A 15,848-nucleotide genomic window follows, 5' to 3' on the forward strand; every position below is an offset into this window, starting at 1 on the left:
TGAAGGTTAGATCACGGTGTCGAGATATCGGACGGATGGCCGTCGGTCAGTCGTCGTCCCCGTCCTTGCTGGGGAAGATCATCTGACAGACCTCGAGGTACAGGGTCTCCGGATAGGGGATGTGGGGGACGGTGCGCAGGGCCTGATCCTGGCCGGCCGACTCCATCACGAACTCGCCGTAGCCGAGCATGCGGCCGAGGAGCGAGCGCTGGAAGCTCATGTCGGTGACCTTGCTCAGGGGCATCATCGCGACCTTGCGCGTGATGAGGCCCGTGGTGAGAAGCATGCGCTGGGAGGTGACGACGAAGTAGTCGACCGACCACTCCGCGACCTTCCATACGAAACGAACCAGCAGGAGGAGCCAGGCCCACCAGACGAGGGCGAGGGCCTGGCTCGCGCCGTTGTCGCTCAGGAACTTGCTGATGATCCCGGCGAGGATGAGCCCGCCGAAGATCTCGGCGACCGGACGCAGGAGCACGGCGGGGTGACGCCGGACCATGATGACTTGGTGTTCGTGGGGGAGGAGGTAACGGTTGACCGACGACGGGGCGGAGTCCCCGTGGGTCACAAGTCTCATGTCAGGGTGGCGAAGAACTGCGCCATCGAGTCGGCCGCGCTGACGATTCCGTTGAAGGCTCCGTGGACTGTGTGGGCCGCGTCAGTCGGTCGTGTGAGCAGGTAGAACCCTGCCGACACGATGAGCGTCCACTTGATGACTTTCTTCGCTTGCACCGCCGTCACCACTCCCATGACCAATACATTACCCAGACACCCCGTTTGGTAAAGCGGCTAACCGCGAACGGGTTCGGTGATCGACGGCGTCAGCCCCGCTCCGCGGCGGCGGTGGCCAGGACCCGCAGGTGTTTGCGGGCGATGCGCTCGACCAGTGCGGGGTGCGCGTGTCCGGTGACCTCGATGGCGCCGTGGTGGGCGGCCTGAACGCACCGGGTCACCGTCGCGGGAGGATGCACCCCCGCGAACTCGTCCCTGAGCAGGGCCTCGAGCTGTTCGTAGCGCTCGTCGGCCGGATGCTGGATCATCGCTCTCCCTGGTGGCGCGTCGCTCGCGAGAGCGCGGAGTGACGTCGTCATCACAGTGAGTACCCTATCGGGCGCGCAGTGTAACCAGAGGTGGGATGCCGATGGAGCACGCGGGAAGGAAAGGGAAATCAGACCACGCCGTACAGGCGGTCTCCGGCGTCGCCGAGCCCGGGCACGATGTAGCCGTTCTCGTTCAGCCGCTCGTCGAGAGCGGCCGTGACCACTCGGATCGGCCTGTCGCCGCCCCGGAACGCCTCGTCCAGGTACGCGATCCCCTCGGGGGCGGCCAGCAGGCAGATCGCGGTGACGTCCCGTGCGCCCCGGTCGAACAGGAACTGGATCGACGCGGCGAGGGTCCCGCCCGTCGCGAGCATCGGGTCGAGCAGGTAGCACTGGCGGCCGGACAGGTCCTCCGGCAGTCGCGTGGCGTACGTCTGGGCCTTGAGGGTGGACTCGTCGCGGATCATCCCGAGGAAGCCCACCTCGGCGGTCGGCAGGAGCCGGGTCATCCCGTCGAGCATCCCCAGCCCGGCGCGCAGGATCGGCACCACGAGCGGCGCGGGACGCGCGAGCCGTACGCCGCCGGCGCGGGCGAGCGGCGTGTCGACCCTCACCTCGGTGACCCGCACGTCCCTGGTGGCCTCGTAGGCGAGCAGCGTGACCAGCTCGTCGGCCAGGCGGCGGAACGTCGGCGAGTCGGTCCGCACGTCGCGGAGAGTGGTGAGCTTGTGGGCGACGAGCGGATGGTCGACGACGAGAGTCTCCATGGTAAGAGAAATTACCCCTTCCTGGGAGAACCCTCCACGCGGGCTGACTCTTTGATCACGATTTGGAGCGACAGCCATACGCTACGACCCTGATTCTGCGACCATTGCCTGCGTGAAGAGCGTGCGGTGGGGAAGACGATGACAGACGTGGACACTCTTGACTTCGCCATCGTTGTCTATCGCGAGGAGGACCGCTGGGAGGCGGAGATGCTCCCGGTGGCGCTGACCTCCGACCTGGACGGCCTCATTCACGCACTCCGGCAGACCCCCAGCATGGGGACCACGATTGGCATGGTCGCCGTAGGGGATGACTTCTTCGTGGTGTTGCGGGTCTTCGGCGAGCAGGTGGACGTCTTCCTCTCGGACATCACGGCCGCCTGGGAGTGGCCGCTGGCGCAGCAGGCCCTCGAATACCTGGACGTGCCCGTGCCGGAGGAGGAGGAGCTCGACAGCGTGCTTCCCGCCGGAGACCTGTCCATCTTCGCCGACCTCGGGCTCGACGAGATGGAGCTGGGCGCGTTGTCCGGCGACCTCGACCTGCTGCCAGACGAGGTCCTGTCCAGCATCGCCGCGCGGCTGGGCTTCTCCCAGCCATTCGAACGCGCCGTCGACGCCGCCGTCGGCTGACCTGGGGAGACGGCAATGCCCTCCAGATCCAACCTCTTCTCCGCCGGCTTCGCCCGCATCGACGGCCGCTGGGCCGGCGCCGAGGTCGATCTCGGCGAGGCCGAGATCGCCGACGACCTGAGCGACGCCCTGCAGGAGGCCCTCGGACTCAGCGGCGACGAGCTCGCCCTGCTCTGCGTCGAGGTCGAGGACGAGTGGTTCGCGATCATTCGTTACGAGGACGACCTCGACCCCCGCGTGTTCATCTCCGACGCGCACGCCGTGCAGAACGACTCCCTCGGCGAGATCTTCGCCGAGCTCGCCGGCGTCGTCGTGGACAAGGACGCGCCCGACCTCGGCATCCGCCCGGTCGGCGATCTGGAGCTGCTCGGCGACTTCTCGCTGAGCGCGGAGGAGCTCGTGGAGCTCAGCATGGAGGAGGGCGTGCTGCCCGCCGACATCCTCTCCCTGATCGCCGAACGGCTCGGCTTCGCCGACGAGCTCGACCGCCTGCGGTGACCGGATCGCCGCCGCCGGACGCGTACGAGGCCGCGATGCGACTGGCGCTGGCGGAGGCCGTACGGGCGGGCGGGCGCGGGGAGGTGCCGGTCGGCGCCGTCGTGCTCGGCCCGCCGCGGCCCGGCTCGCGGGCCCCCGGGCGGATTCTGGCGGCGGCGGGCAACGACCGCGAGGCGAGCGGAGACCCCACCGCCCACGCCGAGGTGCTCGCTTTGCGCGCGGCGGCGGCGAAGACCGGCGACTGGCGGCTGACGGGGTGCACCCTCGTCGTCACGCTGGAACCCTGCACGATGTGCGCCGGCGCCGCGGTTCTCGCCCGGGTGGACCGCGTGGTGTACGGCGCGGTGGACGAGAAGGGCGGGGCCGCCGGATCGCTGTGGGACGTCCTGCGCGACCGCCGGCTCAATCACCGGCCCGAAGTCGTCATGGGCGTGCTGGCCGACGAGTGCGCGGCCGTGCTGACCGAGTTCTTCTCCGGCCGCCGCGCCTGACTCGGCGGAACGGACGGAAACGGATGCACGCGCAGTGGTGTTCGTCCGGTAAGCTGCTGCGCGGTGGAGTCGCCTAGTGGCCGAGGGCGCACGCCTCGAAAGCGTGTGTAGGGCAACCTACCGTGGGTTCAAATCCCACCTCCACCGCTCGATGAAAGAGCCGCCGACCTGGTTTCCACAGGTCGGCGGCTCTTCTCGTATGCGTGGGTCGCATCCGCTGGGGCGGCTCAGTCCCGCAGCTCCAGCACGCGGGCGTGCAGCACCGAACGCTGGTGCAACGCGGCGCGCAGGGCCCGGTGCAGACCGTCCTCCAGGTACAGCTCGCCCTTCCACTGCACCACGTGCGGGAACAGGTCGCCGTAGAAGGTCGAGTCCTTGGCGAGCAACGAGTGCAGATCCAGCACGGCCTTCGTGGTGATCAGCGTGTCGAGCCGGATCTGCCGTGGCGGGATCTGCGCCCACTCCCGGGACGACAGTCCGTGCTCGGGATAGGGCCGTCCGTCACCGACCAACTTAAAGATCACGGTAGGTAGTTTAGGAGACGACGCAAAGGCTTGCGCCCGAGGCTTTGCCGGAGGGATCAGACGCTTCCCGAGAAGGTGTCGCAGCGCGCCGGGTCGCCCGACGAGTAGCCGTTAGTGAACCACTTCGTCCGCTGGGCCGAGGTGCCGTGTGTGAAGGCGTCCGGGTTGACCCTGCCCTGGGCCTGTTCCTGGATGTGGTCGTCGCCGACCGCCGCGGCCGCGTCGAGCGCCTCCTGGATGTCGGCGTCGGTGAACGGCTTGGCGTAGAAGCCGGTGTCCACCGCGTTCTTGGCCCACACGCCGGCGTAGCAGTCGGCCTGGAGTTCGAGCCGTACGGAGCCGCTCTCCGCGCCCTGGTCCTGGCCGACCCGGTTCATCGTGCCGAGCAGGTCCTGCGCGTGGTGGCCGTACTCGTGGGCGATCACGTACGCCTGCGCGAACGGGCCGCCCTTGGCCCCGAACCGCGACTGCAACTCGTCGAAGAACGACAGGTCGAGATAGACGTGCTTGTCACGAGGGCAGTAGAAGGGGCCGACGGAGGAGTCCGCGGCGCCGCAGCCGGTCTGCACCCCGCCAGAGAACAGCGTGGTCTTCGCGCCGGTGTATCCCTGGATCTGCTCACCCCAGTACTTCTGGATGCTGTTGACGACGCCCACGACCCGGCACTTCTCCGACTGGTCGGCGTCGGCGCCGGTCTTGCACTGCGCGCTCAGGTCGCTGCCCGGCTGCAGGCCGGCGGGCTCGTCGCCGCCCGTGATGTTGCCTGGGTTGATACCGAAGATCAGGGCCACGATGAGGGCGATGATGCCGGCGGCCCCGCCGCCGACGGCCAGGCCGCCGCCGCGGAACCCGCCCCCTCCGCCGCCGACGTCCTCGACCTGCGAGGCGTCGAGTTGCGCTCGGTCATCGAAATCCATCTGCGACGCTCCCGATGGAGTTGCCGGACACTGTCTCCCGCTGCTCGCCGGGCCTACTGCCCAAGACAGTGGTGATCATGCCTGAAGCGCTGCCATGCCGGATCTGTCTCGCCCTGATCTTCGTAATTTGCCGGGTTAGGATTCGCGGATGGTTCGGAGCGCCTTACCCCGGCTGGTGCCGCCGATGCCGGGCGGGCGGGGGTGGCTCGGCCCGCTGGCCGTGGCCGCTCTCGGGGGGTTCCTCCGGTTCGACCGTCTCGACGTGCCGCACGCGCTCGTCTTCGACGAGCTCTACTACGCCAAGGACGCCTACTCGCTGATCAGGTACGGCGTCGAGCGGCAGTTCGCCGACGGCGCCGACCAGGTGTTCGCGCGCGGTGGCACGGACGTCTTCAAGGCGTGTGGAGCGGTCGAGGAATGCGCCGCCTACGTCGCTCACCCGCCCCTCGGCAAGTGGCTGATCGGCGCGGGAGAGTGGCTGTTCGGCGTCACGCCCTTCGGGTGGCGGTGCGCCGCCGCGCTCGTGGGCACGCTCAGCGTGCTGGTGCTGGCGCGGACCGCCCGCCGGATGACCCGCTCGACCCTCCTCGGCTGTCTCGCCGGTCTGCTGCTGGCGCTGGACGGCCTGCATCTCGTGCTGTCACGCTCGGCGCTGCTCGACGTCTTCCTCGCGTTCTGGGTGCTCGCGGGCTTCGCCTGCCTGGTCGCCGACCGCGACGCGGCCCGCGCCCGCCTGACCGAGTGGTATCGCGACTCCGCCCTGGACGGGCCCGCTCCCCGGCTCGGCCCGCGGCCCTGGCGGCTGGCGGCCGGGTTGTGCCTGGGCGCGGCGACCGCGACCAAGTGGACCGGTCTGCTGTTCGTCGTGGCGTTCGCGATCATGACGCTCGTCTGGGACTGCGGTGCCAGGCGCGCCGTCGGCCTGCGCGGGCCGTACCGGCAGGCGGTCCGGCTCGACTGGCCGCTGGGCCTCGCCTGGCTCGGGGTCGTGCCGCCCGTCGTTTACGTCGCGTCGTTCGCCGGGTGGTTCGCCTCGGCCGGCGGCTACGGGCGCAACTGGGACCGCGCGGCCTCCAACGGCTGGGCCTACTTCGTCTTCGACTCGGTGCGCTCGCTGGTGGACTACCAGAGTCAGGTGTTCGGCTTCCACCAGGGTCTGAGCACGCACCACGACTACCAGTCGGACCCCTGGGGATGGCCCCTGCTGCTGCGGCCGGTCCTGTTCTTCTACGAGTCGCCCCGCGGCACGTGCGGCGCGCCGTCCTGCTCGCAGGCGATCCTCGGGACCGGCATCCCGGTGATCTGGTACGGCGGGCTGCTCGCGCTGCTCGCGATGCTGGTTTGGTATGCGGCGACCCGCGACTGGCGGGCGGGCGCCGTCCTGCTCGCCTACGCCGCGGGCTGGCTGCCCTGGTTCTACTTCGCGCTGGCCGACGACCGCACGATGTACCTGTTCTATCTGCTCCCCGCGGTGCCGTTCATGATCCTCGGGATCGTGCTGGTGTGCGGGCTCGTCCTCGGGCCGCCGGGCGCGTCCCCGGCGCGGCGCTCCACGGGAGCGGCGGTGGCGGGTGCGTTCACGCTGCTGGCGCTGGTGAACTTCTGGTGGCTGTCGCCGGTGCTCACCGCCGTGCCCGTGCCGTACGACGTCTGGCTGAGCCGCATGCTGCTGCGCAGCTGGATCTGATCGCTCGTGCTGACAGAGTCGGCAGCCCCCGGCACGGCTGTGGCCGCGTTTGATGACGCTGTCTACGACTCGGCGTCATGAGCATCGGCGGGCCCACCGGAGGCGGGACAACACGAAGGCCCCGGCTGGATAGGTCCGGGGCCTTCGTGTTCTTGCTGCTCAACCAAGCGCGGAGGATAGGAGATTCGAACTCCTGAGGGGTTGCCCCCAACACGCTTTCCAAGCGTGCGCCCTAGGCCAACTAGGCGAATCCTCCGTCGGACAGCTTAGCTCACTTTCCTGTGTGGTTTCGACGTGTGTTTCTACGTCCCGCGCACACCCGTCGAGTGGCTAGACTGTCCAGCGGACCCCTCGCGCGGCGTCATCCTGTGAACCTCCCCAGGGCCGGAAGGCAGCAAGGATAAGCGGGCTCTGGCGGGTGTGCGAGGGGTTCCTCAGTTAGCGGGTACGCCGGCCGGGTCGACCCTCCAAGGAGGCGGCATGAGTCTTGCGCTGTACCGCAAGTACAGGCCCGGGACGTTCGCCGAGGTCAAGGGGCAGGAGCACGTCACCGACCCGTTGCGCCAGGCGTTGCGCAGTGGCCGGATCCACCACGCCTATCTCTTCAGCGGCCCGCGCGGCTGCGGCAAGACCTCCAGCGCCCGCATCCTCGCCCGGTCGCTGAACTGCGAGAAGGGCCCGACGCCCGACCCGTGCGGGGAGTGCGAGTCCTGCGTCGCGCTGGCCCCCACCGGGCCCGGCCACCTCGACGTCATCGAGATCGACGCGGCGTCGCACGGCGGCGTGGACGACGCCCGCGACCTGCGCGAGCGGGCCTTCTTCGCCCCCGTCTCGGCGCGCTACAAGATCTACATCATCGACGAGGCCCACATGGTCACCCGTGAGGGCTTCAACGCGCTGCTGAAGCTGGTGGAGGAGCCGCCGCCGCACCTCAAGTTCGTCTTCGCCACGACCGAGCCGGAGAAGGTCATCGGGACGATCAAGTCCCGCACCCACCATTACCCCTTCCGGCTGATGCCGCCGGCCACGCTCAAGCGGCTGATGGAGGAGATCCTCGACTCCGAGTCGGTGCCGTACGAGCCGGCCGCGTTACCACTGGTCGTACGGGCGGGCGCGGGATCGGCCCGGGACACGCTGTCGATCCTCGACCAGCTCCTCGCGGGCGCCGACGAGTCCGGCATCACCTACCAGCGGGCGGTGTCCCTGCTCGGCTACACCGACGGCGACCTGCTGGACGAGGTGGTCGACGCGTTCGCCAAGCGGGACGGCGCGGCGGTGTTCCAGGCCGTGCACCGGGTGATCGAGGGCGGCCACGACCCCCGTCGCTTCGCCACGGACCTGCTCGAACGCTTCCGCGACCTGGTGATCCTGTCCAACGTCCCCGAGGCCGCCGGCAGCGGCCTGCTCGACCGGCCCGCCGACGAGCTGGAGCGCCTGCAGGCGCAGGCGGCGTCGATGGGTCCCGCCGAGCTGACCCGGGCGGCCGAGGTGTTCAACGCCGGGCTGACGGAGATGCGCGGCGCGACCTCCCCCCGCCTGCTGCTGGAACTGATGTGCGCTCGCGTGCTGCTGCCCGGGGCCGACCAGGGCGAGGCCGCGCTGCTGACCCGGCTCGAACGGCTGGAGCGCGGGGTCGCGGCCGGGATGTACACCGCCGCCGCGCCGCAGGCTCCCCCGGCTCACTCGGCTTCCCCGGCTCACTCGGTTCCCCCGGCTCCCCAGGCGGCGCCGTCCCCGGTGCCCGCCGCCGCCCCGGCCCCGCAGGTACAGGCCCCTTCCGCCGTGCCTTCCGTCGGGCCTGCCCCCACGCGCGGCGCCGACGACTGGCCCACCCCCGTACGGCCCGGCTCCGGGGCGGCTGCCGCACCGCCTTCGCAGGCGCCGCAGGCCCAGGCGCCAGCGGCGGGCGGAGGGCCGGTGCAGCAGGCCTGGCCGCAGGTGCTCGAAGCGATCAAGAACCGCCAGCGGGTGGCCTGGATGATCCTCAACGCCCAGGGCAGGCTGCTCGGCGTCGAGGGCAACGTCGTGACCGTCGGCTTCGAGAAGCCGGGCGACGTGCAGGGCTTCCTCAAGGGCAAGCGCGACGAGGTGGTGGCCGCCGCGCTCGGCGACGTGCTCGGCGGCACCTGGCGCGTCGATGTGGTGGTCGGCGGCTCGGGTCCCGGCCCGGCCGGTCCCGCCACTCGCGGCCCTTCGGGCTCGCAGACGCCCACGCCGCCCCCGGCGGCTCCGCCCGCCGCGTCCTCTCCGCCGGCGGCGCCGGCCCCGTCGGTCACGCCGCCCGCGGGGGCGACGCCCGCCCCGGCCCCGGCCGCTCCCCAGGCCGCCCCGGCCGCGGAGCGGAAGGCCGCCGCCCCCGCAGCGCCCGCCGCGACGCCGACGGGGACGACCGACGAGACATGGCCGGACGCGCCGTCCGACGACTACGACGGGCCGTCGTCGTCCTCGGCCTCGGCCCCGGCGCCGCGGGCCACGGCGAGCCCCGGGCTGGCCGCGGCGCGTTCGGCGGCCAGGGCCGCCGCCCAGACCGGCCCCCGGCAGGCCTGGCCCGAGACGGTGCCCGGCCGTACGGGCGCCGCCTCCCGTCCGGACGACGACGTGGACCCGCTCAACGACGACGACGCGGACGTCAGCGAGCTGTCCGGCATGGCCCTGATCCAGCGCGAGCTGGGCGGCCGGATCATCGAGGAAATCGATCACTCCTGAGCGCCTTCCCCGCCGGGGGGACGGCGGCCGCATGGACGGAGACTGGTGGGGTAACCGGTGTCCGTCCACCCGTGACCCGCCCGGCACCCGCGCGGAACACGCACGCCGCGCCGGTGCGGAAACCGGGGCGGACGCCGTAGGCTCGTCGCGACGAACATGTCGCTGGACGCTGAGGAGCGCAACCATCGTGAATCCAGGGGATGTCAACCTCCAGCAGTTGCTGGAGCAGGCTCAGCTGATGCAGCAGCAGCTCGTCACCGCGCAGCAGGAGCTCAGCGACGCCGAGGTGGAGGGCAGTGCGGGAGGCGGCCTGGTCGTCGCCACCGTGAACGGCAGCGGCGAGCTTCTCGAGCTCGAGATCAGCCCGTTGGCCATCGACGCGAGCGACCCGGAGGAGACCGCGCAGACGATCGCGGACCTCGTGCTCGCCGCCGTGCGGGACGCCGTGCGCGCCGCGGGGGAGCTGCAGCAGGAGAAGCTGGGCCCGCTCGCGCAGGGACTGGGGGGCGGCCTCGGCGGTCAGCTGCCGGGGTTCTAGAGCATGTACGAAGGGGTCGTCCAGAACCTGATCGACGAGCTCGGGCTCTTGCCCGGCGTCGGTCCCAAGAGCGCGCAGCGGATCGCGTTCCACCTCCTCGCGGCCGACCCGGCCGACGTCAAGCGGCTGGCGCACGCGCTGCTCGAGGTGAAGGAGAAGGTGCGCTTCTGCCGCGTGTGCGGAAACGTGGCCGAAGAGGACCAGTGCCGCATCTGCCGGGACCAGCGGCGCGATCCGCACGTGATCTGCGTGGTCGAGGAGTCGAAGGACGTGGTGGCGATCGAGCGGACCCGTGAGTTCCGCGGCCGCTACCACGTGCTCGGCGGGGCGATCAGCCCCATCGACGGCGTCGGCCCGGACGACCTGAAGATTCGCGAGCTGATGACCCGGCTGGCCGACGGCCAGGTGACCGAGCTGATCCTCGCGACCGACCCGAACCTCGAGGGCGAGGCGACGGCCACCTATCTGGCCAGGCTCGTCAAGCCCCTGGGATTGAAAGTGACCCGACTGGCCAGCGGTCTGCCTGTGGGCGGTGATCTCGAGTACGCGGACGAGGTCACTTTGGGCCGCGCTTTCGAAGGACGGAGGCTGCTGGATGTCTGACGAGTGGAACGACCTGGCCGCACGCGTCGCCGGACACGCGCAGAATTTCATCGACGGCCTCACCCGCCTGGCCGGCGGTGAGGGCGGCGACGCGACTCTGCCGCTGCTCCTGGTGGAGGTGGCCCAGGTCAGCCTCGCGGGCACCCAGCTCGGGGCCGCGCAGGACGTGATCCTGCAGGGGAATGTGGAGCCCGCGCTGAGCGAGGACCCCGACATCGACCCCCTCCGTACGGCTCTCGCCGCCCGGCTCGGCCCGGTGGACGACTACGCCGAGGTGTTCGACCCCTACAAGGACACCGTGGTCACCCCCTACCGGCTGTCGGACGACCTCACGGCGGTGGCGGCCGACCTCATCCACGGGCTGCGGCACTACCAGGCGGGCCGCCCGCTCGAGGCGCTGTGGTGGTGGCAGTACTCCTACTTCAACACCTGGGGCAACCACGCCGGCGCGGCGCTGCGGGCCCTTCAGGCACTGGTCGCCCACACCCGGCTGGACGTCGTGGAAGAGGGCACGACGGTCTGATCCGGCGCCGGCCGTCCACATGCTGGTCGCGTCCGGTCTCGGTTTGGGACGTCCAAGTACACTGTGAGCTCCACGTCCTGATTCGTTGGAGATTCCAGTGGCGCTCGTTGTGCAAAAGTACGGTGGTTCCTCCGTAGCCGACGCGTCCTGCATCAAGCGGGTCGCCCAACGGATCGTCGCGACGAAAAAAGCGGGCAACGACGTCGTGGTGGTGGTCTCCGCGATGGGCGACACCACCGACGAGCTGCTCGACCTGGCCCAGCAGGTGTCGCCGCTGCCACCCGGCCGCGAGCTCGACATGCTGCTGACCTCGGGTGAGCGGATCTCGATGGCGCTGCTCGCGATGGCGATCGCCAACCTCGGTCACGAGGCGCGCAGCTTCACCGGCTCGCAGGCCGGCGTCATCACCGACTCGACGCACGGCAAGGCGCGCATCATCGACGTGACGCCCAGCCGCATCCAGGAGGCCGTCGACGCCGGTCAGATCGCGATCGTGGCCGGGTTCCAGGGCGTCTCCCAGGACAGCAAGGACATCACGACGCTGGGCCGGGGTGGTTCGGACACCACGGCCGTCGCTCTCGCGGCGGCGCTCGGCGCGGACGTCTGTGAGATCTACACCGACGTGGACGGCATCTACACCGCCGACCCCCGCATCGTCCGTACGGCGCGGCAGATCCCGCGGATCTCCTACGACGAGGCCATGGAGATGGCGGCGTGCGGGGCGAAGATCCTGCACCTGCGCTGCGTGGAGTACGCCCGCAGGTTCGACCTGCCGATTCACGTCAGAAGCTCGTTCAGCACGAGGGAAGGCACCTGGGTCGTCTCCGACCCCTACAGCGAAGGAACCGAAGTGGAGCAGCCCATCATCTCCGGGGTCGCGCACGACCGGAGCGAGGCCAAGATCACTGTGGTCGGGGTGCCCGACAAGGTCGGCGAGGCCGCCGCCATCTTCCGCACGCTGGCGGACGCCGAGATCAACATCGACATGATCGTGCAGAACGTGTCGGCCGCGGCGACCGGTCGCACCGACATCTCGTTCACGCTCCCGGCCAGCGACAGCCAGACGGCCCTCACGGCGCTGAAGAAGATCCAGAACCAGGTCGCCTTCGAGTCGCTGCTGTACGACGACCAGATCGGCAAGGTCTCGCTGATCGGTGCGGGCATGCGCTCGCACCCGGGCGTCACCGCCAAGTTCTTCGGCGCGCTGGCCGACGCCGGGGTGAACATCGAGATGATCTCGACCTCGGAGATCCGCATCTCCGTCGTCGTGGGACAGAACGAGGTGGACACCGCGGTCGCCGCCGCCCACCGCGCGTTCGACCTCGACGCCGACCAGGTCGAGGCCGTTGTGTACGGAGGTACCGGACGATGAGCCGCAAGCCCACCCTCGCCGTCGTCGGCGCGACCGGTGCCGTCGGCACCGTCATGCTCGACATCCTGACCAGCCGACGCGATCTGTCCGACGCGTACGGCGAGATCCGGCTGATCGCCTCGCCGCGCTCGGCCGGCAAGGTGCTCAGCGTGCGCGGCGAGGACGTCGTCGTCCAGGCGTTGTCGCCGGAGGCGTTCGACGGCGTCGACATCGCGATGTTCGACGTGCCGGACGAGGTCTCCGCCGAGTGGGCGCCGATCGCCGCCTCGCGCGGCGCGGTGGCCGTGGACAACTCCGGCGCCTTCCGGATGGACCCGGACGTGCCGCTCGTGGTGCCCGAGTGCAACCCCGAGCAGGCCCGCAACCGGCCCAAGGGGATCATCTCGAATCCCAACTGCACCACGCTGTCGATGATGGCCGCCATGGGCGCGCTGCACCGCGAGTACGGCCTGCGCGAGCTGGTCGTGGCCTCCTACCAGGCGGTGTCGGGCGCCGGGGTGGCCGGCCCCGAGCGGCTGTACGACGAGATCCAGGCCGTCGCGGGCGACCGGGCGATGGGCACCGTGGCGGGCGACGTGCGCAAGGCCGTGCCCGACCTGGCCGACTCGCCGTTCCCGGCCCCGCTGGTGCTCAACGTGGTGCCGCTCGCGGGCTCGCTCAAGGACGGCGGCTGGACCTCCGAGGAGCTCAAGGTCCGCAACGAGTCGCGCAAGATCCTCGGCATCCCGGACCTGAAGGTCTCGGCGACCTGCGTCCGCGTCCCGGTGGTGACCACCCACTCGCTGGCCGTCCACGCGACGTTCGAGCGGGAGGTCACGGTCGAGGGCGCCCGGGCGATCCTGGACGCCGCGCCGACCGTCGTGGTGCTCGACGACCCCGCGAACGGCGTGTTCCCCACGCCGGCGGACGTCGTGGGCACCGACCCGACCTACGTCGGCCGGATCCGCCAGGCGCTCGACTTCCCGAACACGCTCGACCTGTTCCTGTGCGGCGACAACCTGCGCAAGGGCGCGGCGCTCAACACCGCCGAGATCGCCGCGCTGGTCGCCACCGAGTTCTGAGTCACCTGTAGAGCACGTCCCAGTGGGTGGACTCGTCCGCCCACACGTCGTCATCCGGCGCGTCGGACCCGGTTCGCGGGTCCGGCGTCGGCGGCGTCGGCGGGCGATACAACGCGACTCCGTCCCCGCGCGTGCGCCAGTAGCGGTAGGTGCGGGTGACGTACGCGTCGAGGCACCGGTTGTGGGCGAGGTCCACCTTGTAGCCGTTGCCGTGGCTGTAGCGGCCGCCGGCGTGGCCGGCCTCGGTGCCGCCGGTGACCGTCACCGGGCAGCCGCTGTCCCGTCGCAGATCGACGGTGCGCATCAGCGTGCCGTACCTGATCGCCTCCAGGGACGTGCAGTACGGGTGGCGGCGGTCGGCGCAGTCCCCGCTCGACGTCCAGCGCACCCCGGCCTCCTGCAGCAGGCCCGCCGCCTCGTCCTGACGGACGCGGGTGTCCGCCGCCGAGGTGTCCCAGGTCTTCACCGTGGCGACGAACGTGCCGGCCGGCAGTGGTGGGAGGGACGCCGTCCCGCTCACGCCGGCGGCCGTCACGGGCGGCGGCGAGGGCGGTGGGACGGGCTCCCCGCGGTTGTGTGCGGGGTGATTCTGCTGCGGCAGGGAGATCAGGACGGCGGCGCCGATGCCGGCCAGCCCCCGCCAGGACGAGCGGACGTACAAGAGCCTCGTATCCTCGGTCGACGACGGGGGCTGAGGTCTTCAATGCCACAGGTGGCGCCCGATGGGCCCGCTGCCACGAGGCGGTTTGCCGCGACGCGTGGATCATCTTGTCGGTTCATGACCGGAAGTGGGCCTGAGCCGTACAGTGACGAGCGTGGCCGAGAGTACACGGGAGCTGATCGTCGAGACGGCCCTCCGGTTGTTCAGAGATCGGGGGTACGAAGCGACCACGATGCGTGCCATCGCCGCCGAGGCCGGCGTGTCGGTGGGTAACGCCTACTACTACTTCAGGTCGAAAGAGCAGCTGATCCAGGCGTACTACGACCGGGCGCAGGAGACGCACGAAGCGGCCTGCCGTGAGGTGTTCGCCACCGAGCGGTCGTTCGCCGGACGGCTCGGGGCGGTGCTGCGGGAGTGGGTGCGCATCTCGGAGCCGTACCACGAGTTCGCGGTGAAGTTCTTCAAGCACGCGGCCGAGCCCAGCAACCCCCTGAGTCCGTTCAGCGCCGAGTCCGCGCCCGCCCGTGAGTCGGCCATCGCGCTTTACCGGGAGGTGGTGGAGGGGTCGGCCGGGCGGATGGACGACGAACTGCGTGAGGAGCTTCCCGAGCTGCTGTGGCTGCTGTGGATGGGCGTCGTGTTGTTCTGGGTGCACGACAGCTCGCCCGGCTGCGCGCGCACCTATCGGCTGATCGACCGGGTCGTCCCGCTCGTCGACCGGCTGGTGGGCCTGTCGCATCTGCCCGGCATCAGGGGCGTGGCGAGGGAGGTCATCGAGGTGGTCCACGAACTACGGGCGTGACCGCGACACCATACCGTCCGGTTGGTATGGTCGGGTCGAGACCTTGAGAGGGGTGGCCGTGGACCGCTGGGGCATGACGATTCCGTTCTTCGGGCAGACGCCGGTCGAGTCGAAGGAGCTCGTCGCCGAGCTGCCCTCGCTGGGCTATACCGACGCGTGGTCGGCCGAGGTGGGCGGCACCGACGGGTTCGTCCCGCTGGCGCTGGCGGCCGAGTGGGCGCCGTCCCTGCGCCTGGGCACCGCGATCGTCCCCGTCTACACGCGCGGGCCCGCCCTGCTCGCCATGTCGGCGGCGACGCTGGCGGACGTCGCTCCGGGCAGGTTCGTGCTGGGCATCGGCGCGTCGTCCCCGGTCATCGTCGGCAACTGGAACGCCGGCGAGTTCGACAAGCCGTACGCGCGGGTCCGCGACACCCTGCGCTTCCTGCGGGCGGCGCTGGCCGGGGAGAAGGTCACGGAAAGCTACGAGACCTTCGCCGTGAAGGGCTTCCGGCTGGAGAAAGCCCCCGCGACGCCGCCGAGGATCGTGCTCGCCGCGCTGCGGCCGGGCATGCTCCGGCTGGCCGCCCGCGAGGCCGACGGCGCGATCACCAACTGGCTGTCGCCCGGGGACGTACGGAAGGTCCGGGCCGAGCTGGGGCCGGACACGGAGCTGACCGCGCGGCTGTTCGTCGTGGTGACCGAGGACGCCGCCAGGGCCCGCGAGATCGGCCGCCGGCTGCTGGCCGCCTACCTGACCGTGCCGGTGTACGCGGCGTTCCACGAGTGGCTGGGCCGGGGGGAGCTGCTGCGGCCCATGCGGGAGGCGTGGGCGGCCGGAGACAGGAAGGCCGCGCTGAAGGCGATTCCCGACGAGGTGGTGGACGATCTCGTCGTGCACGGCGACCCGGCGACCTGCCGGGCCCGGGTGCGGGAATACGTGGCCGCAGGGCTGGACACGCCCGTGCTGGCCCCGTTGCCGGGCGGCGACCTGCCGCTCGCCGAGGCCGTGCGCGCGCTCGCGCCCGGCGCCTGACGGAACCAGGTGAGCG

General features: G+C 70.7%; 19 protein-coding genes, 2 tRNA genes and 1 other RNA gene. 14 read left to right on the top strand and 8 right to left on the bottom strand.

Going from position 1 to position 15,848, the window contains the following annotated elements:
- Nucleotides 1–46: 46 nt before the first annotated feature.
- The 4 genes from AB0O28_RS04230 to upp form a co-directional block, all read right to left on the bottom strand.
- Complete coding sequence (locus AB0O28_RS04230) at nt 47–577, bottom strand: PH domain-containing protein (RefSeq protein WP_363636073.1); 531 nt, start codon at nt 575–577, stop codon at nt 47–49.
- On the bottom strand, nt 574–750 hold the full coding sequence (locus tag AB0O28_RS04235; protein WP_179155058.1) for a hypothetical protein: 177 nt from the start codon (nt 748–750) through the stop codon (nt 574–576). Before AB0O28_RS04235 ends, AB0O28_RS04230 begins: the two co-directional genes overlap by 4 nt.
- A 71-nt stretch (nt 751–821) precedes the next feature.
- Entirely contained in the window at nt 822–1,040 is a 219-nt protein-coding gene (locus AB0O28_RS04240; protein WP_363636076.1) for a hypothetical protein, read from the bottom strand.
- Between the two features lie 128 nt (nt 1,041–1,168).
- Complete coding sequence (gene upp / locus AB0O28_RS04245; RefSeq protein ID WP_363636078.1) at nt 1,169–1,807, bottom strand: uracil phosphoribosyltransferase; 639 nt, start codon at nt 1,805–1,807, stop codon at nt 1,169–1,171.
- Nucleotides 1,808–1,945: 138 nt separating this feature from the next.
- On the opposite strand from upp, the gene AB0O28_RS04250 reads away from it, so the two are divergent.
- The 4 genes from AB0O28_RS04250 to AB0O28_RS04265 all read left to right on the top strand — a co-directional run bounded on the left by AB0O28_RS04250 (nt 1,946) and on the right by AB0O28_RS04265 (nt 3,570).
- Nucleotides 1,946–2,434 (top strand): tRNA adenosine deaminase-associated protein, encoded by a 489-nt coding sequence (locus AB0O28_RS04250; protein WP_363636080.1) that lies wholly within the window; start codon nt 1,946–1,948, stop codon nt 2,432–2,434.
- Nucleotides 2,435–2,449: 15 nt separating this feature from the next.
- Nucleotides 2,450–2,932, top strand: coding sequence for a tRNA adenosine deaminase-associated protein (locus AB0O28_RS04255; protein ID WP_363636082.1), 483 nt, complete (start codon nt 2,450–2,452; stop codon nt 2,930–2,932).
- 35 nt (nt 2,933–2,967) lie between these two features.
- A complete protein-coding gene (gene tadA / locus AB0O28_RS04260) occupies nt 2,968–3,423 on the top strand; it encodes a tRNA adenosine(34) deaminase TadA (RefSeq protein ID WP_363636180.1) in 456 nt (151 codons plus the stop codon).
- Between the two features lie 62 nt (nt 3,424–3,485).
- Nucleotides 3,486–3,570: transfer RNA gene (locus AB0O28_RS04265), tRNA-Ser, on the top strand.
- Nucleotides 3,571–3,650: 80 nt separating this feature from the next.
- Here AB0O28_RS04265 and AB0O28_RS04270 read toward each other — a convergent pair.
- Together AB0O28_RS04270 and AB0O28_RS04275 are read right to left on the bottom strand one after the other, a co-directional pair.
- On the bottom strand, nt 3,651–3,947 hold the full coding sequence (locus tag AB0O28_RS04270; RefSeq protein WP_363636084.1) for a type II toxin-antitoxin system VapB family antitoxin: 297 nt from the start codon (nt 3,945–3,947) through the stop codon (nt 3,651–3,653).
- Nucleotides 3,948–4,003: 56 nt separating this feature from the next.
- Nucleotides 4,004–4,864: a neutral zinc metallopeptidase gene (locus AB0O28_RS04275; protein WP_363636086.1), complete on the bottom strand. Its 861-nt coding sequence runs from the start codon at nt 4,862–4,864 to the stop codon at nt 4,004–4,006.
- A gap of 148 nt (nt 4,865–5,012) precedes the next feature.
- Here AB0O28_RS04275 and AB0O28_RS04280 point away from each other — a divergent pair, with 148 nt between their 5' ends.
- Nucleotides 5,013–6,551: a phospholipid carrier-dependent glycosyltransferase gene (locus AB0O28_RS04280; protein ID WP_363636088.1), complete on the top strand. Its 1,539-nt coding sequence runs from the start codon at nt 5,013–5,015 to the stop codon at nt 6,549–6,551.
- Nucleotides 6,552–6,721: 170 nt separating this feature from the next.
- Here the strand turns inward: AB0O28_RS04280 and AB0O28_RS04285 are convergent.
- Nucleotides 6,722–6,807: transfer RNA gene (locus AB0O28_RS04285), tRNA-Ser, on the bottom strand.
- A gap of 85 nt (nt 6,808–6,892) precedes the next feature.
- Here AB0O28_RS04285 and ffs point away from each other — a divergent pair.
- The 7 genes from ffs (at nt 6,893) to AB0O28_RS04320 (ending at nt 13,354) form a co-directional block, all read left to right on the top strand.
- An RNA gene (ffs, locus tag AB0O28_RS04290) (signal recognition particle sRNA small type) lies at nt 6,893–6,991 on the top strand.
- 40 nt (nt 6,992–7,031) lie between these two features.
- A complete protein-coding gene (locus AB0O28_RS04295; protein WP_363636090.1) occupies nt 7,032–9,257 on the top strand; it encodes a DNA polymerase III subunit gamma and tau in 2,226 nt (741 codons plus the stop codon).
- Between the two features lie 187 nt (nt 9,258–9,444).
- Entirely contained in the window at nt 9,445–9,795 is a 351-nt protein-coding gene (locus AB0O28_RS04300; RefSeq protein ID WP_079320096.1) for a YbaB/EbfC family nucleoid-associated protein, read from the top strand.
- Nucleotides 9,796–9,798: 3 nt separating this feature from the next.
- Nucleotides 9,799–10,398, top strand: coding sequence for a recombination mediator RecR (gene recR / locus AB0O28_RS04305; protein ID WP_076439806.1), 600 nt, complete (start codon nt 9,799–9,801; stop codon nt 10,396–10,398).
- Complete coding sequence (locus AB0O28_RS04310) at nt 10,391–10,921, top strand: DUF5063 domain-containing protein (protein WP_079320095.1); 531 nt, start codon at nt 10,391–10,393, stop codon at nt 10,919–10,921. The genes recR and AB0O28_RS04310 overlap by 8 nt, the downstream gene beginning before the upstream one ends.
- Before the next feature lie 97 nt (nt 10,922–11,018).
- Nucleotides 11,019–12,293: an aspartate kinase gene (locus tag AB0O28_RS04315; protein ID WP_363636093.1), complete on the top strand. Its 1,275-nt coding sequence runs from the start codon at nt 11,019–11,021 to the stop codon at nt 12,291–12,293.
- Nucleotides 12,290–13,354 (top strand): aspartate-semialdehyde dehydrogenase, encoded by a 1,065-nt coding sequence (locus AB0O28_RS04320; RefSeq protein ID WP_363636095.1) that lies wholly within the window; start codon nt 12,290–12,292, stop codon nt 13,352–13,354. Before AB0O28_RS04315 ends, AB0O28_RS04320 begins: the two co-directional genes overlap by 4 nt.
- A gap of 1 nt (nt 13,355) precedes the next feature.
- Here the strand turns inward: AB0O28_RS04320 and AB0O28_RS04325 are convergent, their stop codons facing one another.
- Complete coding sequence (locus tag AB0O28_RS04325; protein WP_363636097.1) at nt 13,356–14,015, bottom strand: hypothetical protein; 660 nt, start codon at nt 14,013–14,015, stop codon at nt 13,356–13,358.
- A 154-nt stretch (nt 14,016–14,169) separates the two neighbouring features.
- Here AB0O28_RS04325 and AB0O28_RS04330 point away from each other — a divergent pair, with 154 nt between their 5' ends.
- Nucleotides 14,170–14,817, top strand: a complete 648-nt coding sequence (locus AB0O28_RS04330) for a TetR family transcriptional regulator (RefSeq protein WP_363636099.1) — start codon at nt 14,170–14,172, stop codon at nt 14,815–14,817.
- Between the two features lie 73 nt (nt 14,818–14,890).
- Nucleotides 14,891–15,832: an LLM class F420-dependent oxidoreductase gene (locus tag AB0O28_RS04335; protein ID WP_363636101.1), complete on the top strand. Its 942-nt coding sequence runs from the start codon at nt 14,891–14,893 to the stop codon at nt 15,830–15,832.
- The last annotated feature ends 16 nt before the right edge of the window (nt 15,833–15,848 follow it).

This window comes from Microbispora sp. NPDC088329, from assembly GCF_040685655.1.
Taxonomy (GTDB): domain Bacteria; phylum Actinomycetota; class Actinomycetes; order Streptosporangiales; family Streptosporangiaceae; genus Microbispora.

Excerpts from the sequence above, each read along its gene's own strand:
- AB0O28_RS04335 (WP_363636101.1), top strand. The coding sequence starts at position 14,891 with ATGACGATTCCGTTCTTCGGGCAGACGCCGGTCGAGTCGAAGGAGCTC.
- AB0O28_RS04230 (WP_363636073.1), bottom strand. The coding sequence starts at position 577 with ATGAGACTTGTGACCCACGGGGACTCCGCCCCGTCGTCGGTCAACCGT.
- AB0O28_RS04310 (WP_079320095.1), top strand. The coding sequence starts at position 10,391 with ATGTCTGACGAGTGGAACGACCTGGCCGCACGCGTCGCCGGACACGCG.
- AB0O28_RS04320 (WP_363636095.1), top strand. The coding sequence starts at position 12,290 with ATGAGCCGCAAGCCCACCCTCGCCGTCGTCGGCGCGACCGGTGCCGTC.
- AB0O28_RS04235 (WP_179155058.1), bottom strand. The coding sequence starts at position 750 with ATGGGAGTGGTGACGGCGGTGCAAGCGAAGAAAGTCATCAAGTGGACG.
- recR (WP_076439806.1), top strand. The coding sequence starts at position 9,799 with ATGTACGAAGGGGTCGTCCAGAACCTGATCGACGAGCTCGGGCTCTTG.
- AB0O28_RS04280 (WP_363636088.1), top strand. The coding sequence starts at position 5,013 with ATGGTTCGGAGCGCCTTACCCCGGCTGGTGCCGCCGATGCCGGGCGGG.
- AB0O28_RS04275 (WP_363636086.1), bottom strand. The coding sequence starts at position 4,864 with ATGGATTTCGATGACCGAGCGCAACTCGACGCCTCGCAGGTCGAGGAC.
- AB0O28_RS04295 (WP_363636090.1), top strand. The coding sequence starts at position 7,032 with ATGAGTCTTGCGCTGTACCGCAAGTACAGGCCCGGGACGTTCGCCGAG.
- AB0O28_RS04240 (WP_363636076.1), bottom strand. The coding sequence starts at position 1,040 with ATGATCCAGCATCCGGCCGACGAGCGCTACGAACAGCTCGAGGCCCTG.
- tadA (WP_363636180.1), top strand. The coding sequence starts at position 2,968 with ATGCGACTGGCGCTGGCGGAGGCCGTACGGGCGGGCGGGCGCGGGGAG.
- AB0O28_RS04250 (WP_363636080.1), top strand. The coding sequence starts at position 1,946 with ATGACAGACGTGGACACTCTTGACTTCGCCATCGTTGTCTATCGCGAG.
- upp (WP_363636078.1), bottom strand. The coding sequence starts at position 1,807 with ATGGAGACTCTCGTCGTCGACCATCCGCTCGTCGCCCACAAGCTCACC.
- AB0O28_RS04255 (WP_363636082.1), top strand. The coding sequence starts at position 2,450 with ATGCCCTCCAGATCCAACCTCTTCTCCGCCGGCTTCGCCCGCATCGAC.